At 64.5% G+C, this 5,444-nt stretch carries 7 protein-coding genes; 2 read left to right on the top strand and 5 right to left on the bottom strand.

Going from position 1 to position 5,444, the window contains the following annotated elements:
- On the top strand, window positions 1-389 hold a 389-nt coding region (locus ACTHL0_RS07185; RefSeq protein WP_440565976.1), incomplete at its 5' end, for a flagella synthesis protein FlgN.
- 48 nt (window positions 390-437) lie between these two features.
- Window positions 438-620, top strand: coding sequence for a YlcI/YnfO family protein (locus tag ACTHL0_RS07180; RefSeq protein WP_440565975.1), 183 nt, complete (start codon window positions 438-440; stop codon window positions 618-620).
- Window positions 621-659: 39 nt separating this feature from the next.
- Here the strand turns inward: ACTHL0_RS07180 and ACTHL0_RS07175 are convergent, their stop codons facing one another.
- The 5 genes from ACTHL0_RS07175 to flhF all read right to left on the bottom strand — a co-directional run bounded on the left by ACTHL0_RS07175 (window position 660) and on the right by flhF (window position 5,346).
- Window positions 660-1,265: a cysteine hydrolase family protein gene (locus ACTHL0_RS07175; protein ID WP_440565973.1), complete on the bottom strand. Its 606-nt coding sequence runs from the start codon at window positions 1,263-1,265 to the stop codon at window positions 660-662.
- Between the two features lie 3 nt (window positions 1,266-1,268).
- Window positions 1,269-1,661 (bottom strand): VOC family protein, encoded by a 393-nt coding sequence (locus ACTHL0_RS07170; RefSeq protein ID WP_440565972.1) that lies wholly within the window; start codon window positions 1,659-1,661, stop codon window positions 1,269-1,271.
- Between the two features lie 200 nt (window positions 1,662-1,861).
- Window positions 1,862-2,590: an RNA polymerase sigma factor FliA gene (locus tag ACTHL0_RS07165; protein ID WP_440565971.1), complete on the bottom strand. Its 729-nt coding sequence runs from the start codon at window positions 2,588-2,590 to the stop codon at window positions 1,862-1,864.
- 31 nt (window positions 2,591-2,621) lie between these two features.
- A complete protein-coding gene (locus tag ACTHL0_RS07160; RefSeq protein ID WP_440565970.1) occupies window positions 2,622-3,500 on the bottom strand; it encodes a MinD/ParA family ATP-binding protein in 879 nt (292 codons plus the stop codon).
- Window positions 3,493-5,346, bottom strand: coding sequence for a flagellar biosynthesis protein FlhF (flhF, locus tag ACTHL0_RS07155; RefSeq protein ID WP_440565969.1), 1,854 nt, complete (start codon window positions 5,344-5,346; stop codon window positions 3,493-3,495). Before flhF ends, ACTHL0_RS07160 begins: the two co-directional genes overlap by 8 nt.
- Window positions 5,347-5,444 lie beyond the last annotated feature (98 nt).

Below are 5,444 nucleotides of genomic sequence, written 5' to 3'. Positions count from 1 at the left end.
CGTTCGCGTCCCTGTTGATGTACGAGGAGAAGGCGCTCGCCGCGGTATCGCCGCTCGAGACGCTGCCCGGCATCGTCGAACAGAAGACCGAACTCACGGAAAAACTGGCTTCGCTCGAAAAAGTGCGTGATGCTCAGTTGCGCCAGATGGGCTTGCCTGCCGGCTGGAAGGGCATGGAACTCGCGATCTCGGACGATGCACGGCTCGCCAAGCAATGGCAGCTGCTGCAGGCCGTCGTGCAACGTGCTCGCCGCGCGAATGCCACGAATGGGCTCATGATCCGCATCCGGATGAATTACAACCAGAACGCGCTGGCAATCTTGCGCGGCGCGACGTCGCGCCACTCGGCCAGCGTGTATGGGCCGGATGGGCGGATGGCGACGGTTTAAGTCGCCTCGCCGACGCCCGCGGTAACTAAGGTCGAAGGCGCAAAATCGTTGGCCGCGTTTCTTGAAGTCTGCAAGGAAAACGGCATCGAACCGATTCGCCATTTTTCCGGGCGCTTCAATGCGCGCATTGCTCCAGATCTGCATGCGCGCGCCGTAGAGGCGGCCGCAGCCGAAGGTATCAGCCTGAACCAATTCATCGAGCGCGCGATTCAGCACGAAGTGATGGCGTGACGGATTGCCCGCACCGGGACCGGATCGTTGGTGCTCCGTCTAGATGAGGGAACGCCGCTCGATAGGTTCGACCGCGCCTACAATCTCCTTCGTCGTCCGCACGGCCGCATAATCCATCGCGATATTCGCCAGCGACAGGGCGTGCACGTCCTCGGCCGGCCATAACCGTCCGTTTAAATCGCGCAGATCGAACGTGAACGCGGCGTCCGACGCGACGATCGCATCGAATCCCAAATTCCCCGCACTTCGCGCCGTCGCCTCGACGGAATTGTTCGTGATGACACCGACTATCACGACTTGCCCGATCCCCCGCACATGCAGCCAGCGCTCCAGCCCCGTCTGCGCGAAGGCATCCGGAACGTTCTTTTCGATCACATGCTCACCCGCCAAGGGCGTAAAGCGTGGCTGAAATTCGGCGCCGCTTTGCCCCGGCCAAAAGATCGACTCCGGCGAGCGGGAAATATGGCGGACATGGACGATCGGCCTGCCCGCACTTCGCCAGGCATCGAGCAAGAACCCGATATTGCGTTCGGCATCGGGATTGTTGCGCCTGCCGAGCGCCGGCCGGTTGATGCCGTTTTGCATGTCGATGATCAGGAGCGCGGCATTCGCCGAAAGCGCGGTGAGCGGGGAACTCGACCTCATCGCTTATCGTCCCTCGCCACCGGCAAAATTGAGCTCGACGCCATTGCCGGCGGGATCCGAAAAAAACAACTGCCAGACATCCACCTGCGGCACATGCCCACGCCGAAACTCGATACCGCACGCCTTCAGATGCGCCTCGAACCCCGGCAGGTCGAACGACTCGAATGCCACGTGATCGAATGTGCCATCCACATGCGGCAAATGCCGCTCGTGCGGACCGGCTTCGGATAAATGCAATACGGCTTGCTCGCCGGCATAGAGCCAATAGCCGAAGCTATCGAACGGCGGACGAAAACCCGGGCGCAGCCCGACGACGTCGACGTAAAAATCGCGTAGGACATCGAGCGTCGCCCGATCGGCACGCAAGTTGTAGTGGCTGAAGCCCGTGACAGGCATGACATGCTCCCGAGGCAAGCACCGCCCAATGTGAAGGCGGCAATGCGGGAGATCTTAACGCGAGGCTCGATCGGACGTGCGCGATGCATGCATCGCCGCGGGTCGATCGCTTTCACGCCTCACGCGTGGGGCCGGCAGGCGAACGCCGCGGCCGATGGGTTCATGATGCTTTCAACGACATGAGCCGGCACCGACCGACTTCAATCGACACTGGCCCAAGCCATTTCGCGCAGCTTCGCACGCAGGCGCGCCACCGCCTGGCTATGCAGCTGGCAGACGCGCGATTCGCTCACTTCCATCACCGCGCCGATCTCGCGCAGGTTCATCCCGCGCTCGTAGTACAGCGACATCAACAGCTTTTCGCGCTCGGGCAGCTTCTCGATCGCTTCGACGAGCGCCGCGCGCAGGCTATCGTCGAGCAGTGCCGACAACGGATCCGTATGGTCGACGCAGTAGCGATCGAGGAACGGTTCGTCGTCCGCCGAGCGGTCGAAATCTTCGTAGTAGATCAGCTGGCTGCCGTGCAGATCCTGCAGCATCGACTGATAGTTGTCGAGCGGCATCTGCAGATGGTCGGCCACTTCCGTCTCGCTGGCGGACCGGCCGAGCCGCTGCTCGACCTGATGCACAGCCGATTCGACTTCGCGAGATGTCTTACGCAAGCTGCGCGGCAACCAGTCGTTGTTGCGCAGCTCGTCGAGCATCGCGCCGCGAATGCGCTGGCTCGCATACGTTTCGAACTGCGCGCCCTGGTCTTCCTTGTAGCGGCTCGCCGCATCGAGCAAGCCGATCATGCCGGCCTGAATCAGGTCGTCCAGATCGACGCTCGCCGGCATCTTCGCCACGAGTTGCAAACCCAGCCTGCGTACAAGCGGCGCGTATTGCGTCAATACATCCGTCTGGGACATTTTCCCTTGAGCGTTGTACATCGAGGGTCCCCTTCTCCTTGTCCCTAACGTTTCAAGCATGTTGGCGATCGGCGACCGCCGCGTCGGCAAGCGCCGACGCCGGCATGGCCGAGCGCACCGTGACTTCCGGCCGCGGCGAGGACATCGCCGGGCGCATCGGCCAATACAGCATTTCCGCGGCAACGTGCCGATAGTCCCGCGCCGACTGAGCCGACGGGAACGCGTCGACGACGCACCGGCCCAGTTCGAGCGACCGCTCCATCAGCGGATCGGCCGCCACACAGCCGGCATCCTCGATCGAGACCGTCAGATACCGCGCCGCCACTTCGGCCAGGTTCTCGAAGGTCGTTTGCGCATCGGCGAGGCTGGACACGTGATTGACGAGCACGCGGAACTGCGCGATCGCGTGTTCGAAGTGCAAGCGCTTCATGCAGGCATACGCTTCCGTAATCGCGCTGGCCGCCACGCGTGTGACGATCATCACGTCGTGCGCCTGGGCCGCGAGCGGCGAAAGCGCCCCCTGACGATCGAGCCGCGCATCGACCAGCACGACGTCCGCCGGTCCGGACAGCAGCATGGCGAGCTGCGCGGCGCTGAAGCCGGCGCAGTTCTCGCGCGAGGCCGCCAGCACCGAAAACCCGAGCTCATGCCGCGCGCAGGCTTGCTCCAGCGGAATTTCGCCGCTCATCAGCGCGCGCAGCGAACCCGCACCGCGCAAGCCGCCCAGCATCGCGGAGACGGAATGCGTCCCCAGGCGCTCGTCGATCACAAGGACATCCTTACCGAGCGCGGCCAGCGCCGCCGCGAGATTCACGATCGTCGACGTACAGCCGACGCCCATGGGGCCACCCGTCACGGCCACCACACGAGAACCGCTCTTGGAAAGCAGCCGGCGCAGTCCTTCTGCCTGATCGGTAACCTGTTTAGCCAAAGCGAACCTCGTGAAGTTCGGCACTCGAGCGGCTCGACAGCGCCGAGAGCAACGCGGGTATTTCGTCGTCATGCGGCACGAACGGCGAACCGTCGCGCGGAATGCAGAACGCGCTCTTGATCAAAAACTTCTTCGTGGCGACGTACAGGTTCTCGGGCACCTTCTGTCCCGTCGACACGTAATGCACGGGCAGCTTGTAGCGGATCACCGTATCGAGCACGCCGCCGAGGTTGGTCGCCTCGTCGAGCTTCGTCAAAATGCAGCCGGCCAGCTCCGGTTGCCCCGGCGCGCTGCGGTATGCCTGCACGACTTCGTTGAGCGTATCGCCGTGGCTCGTCGCGTTCAGCAGCAACAGCCGCTGAACCGGCAGCCCCGCGCCGCACAGCATCGCGATTTGATCGGAGAGCGTGCGGTCGCGCTGGCTCATGCCAATGGTGTCGATCAGCACGATGTGTTTGTTGCGCAGCTCGGCGAGCGCCAGCTGCAGATCGGCCGCATCCTTCACCGCGTGCACCGACACGCCGAGGATCTTGCCGAAGATACGCAGTTGCTCGTGGCCGCCGATCCGGTAGCTGTCGGTCGACAGCAGCGCCACCTTGCTCGCACCGAACCGCATCACGCAGCGCGCGGCGAGCTTGGCCGTCGTCGTCGTCTTGCCGACACCCGTCGGGCCCATCAAGGCGAACACGCCGCCGCGCTCCATCAACGCGTCTTCGTTTTCGAGCACAGGCAAATTCGAGCCGAGCACCTGGTTCGCCCACTCCATCCCCGCGTCGAAGTTCTCGACTTCTGGCATGTTGTCGACCACCATGCGCACGAGCTGTGCGGAGAAGCCGGCCGAAAACAGCGCCTTCGTCACTTCGCCGTTCACGGGACTGCGACGCTGACGATCGCCCCACATGAGACCCGCGAACTGCTCTTCCATCATGCCGCGCATGGCGGACAGTTCGCTCATCACCTTTTGATTGACGAGCTCTTCCACACGTGCGCGCACCGCTTCGGCCATCGCTTCGGCGTCTTGCCCGCCGACACCTTCGAAGGCGGGCGTCACGCGCGGCGGCGCGGCGCGGCGCGCGGCGACGCGTGCGGCTTCATGCGCCCAATCGGGCAGCTGCGATGTGGCGAGTTCGTCATCCGACAACACGCGGCCCGGTGCGCCGAGGCCCTTGGCCGCTGCCGCGGCAGGCGTCATCGTGTGAGCACGCGAGCTGTGGGCCGCTTGTGCCGACCGTTCGTTTTGTGCGGCGATACGGCGGGCATGGTCGATCAGCCAGGGATTCGATTCCGCCATCGTCAGCGCGGCATCGGCGTCGCCTGCGCCTGCAGCGGCGCCGCTGGCCGCAGCCGCGGACGCCGACGGGGCAGTGTTAGCCGGTGCGTTCGCGGCGGCCGTGCGTGCGGCGAAGCTCGCCCGTTCGCTCGAGCGGGGCGCGGCAACCGAGGCTGCGTCCGGCAGCGACGGCCGCCCTTCGTCGGGTGCGTGCGCCCCCACTTCCGGGCTCGCGCCGAAGACGGCCGAGAACACATCCGGCATCCCGTTCGCATACGGATTGACAGGGGTCACGCCAGGCGTGGGGCTCGTGTATGCACCACCCGATTGCAGGCCGGCGCTTGCCGCATAGGGATTGGTCATCGGTGCGGGCAGGCCCGCCGGCATGCCGTGCGAAGCCGCCTCGCCGGCATCGGGGGCGATCTGCGCGAAGTCCGTGTCGGCCAGTGCGACGATTTCCACGCTGCCGTCGTCGTTGGTCCGATTCGACAGCACCACAGCGTCCGCACCCAGGGCCTCGCGTACGAGACGAAGCGCGTCGCGACTCGTCGCGCCGATGAATTTACGAATGTTCAAGCTTGACCCCCGATGAGGTTAACGACTTTGATCGTGCGGGTCTCGGGCACTTCGGCATACGAGAGCACTTTCAATTGAGGCAGGCTGCGGCGCAGGAA

The organism is Trinickia sp., from assembly GCF_051961175.1.
Taxonomy (GTDB): domain Bacteria; phylum Pseudomonadota; class Gammaproteobacteria; order Burkholderiales; family Burkholderiaceae; genus Trinickia.
The sequence above is the reverse complement of the archived record's forward strand: the minus strand, read 5'-3'. Positions and strand labels throughout refer to the sequence as shown.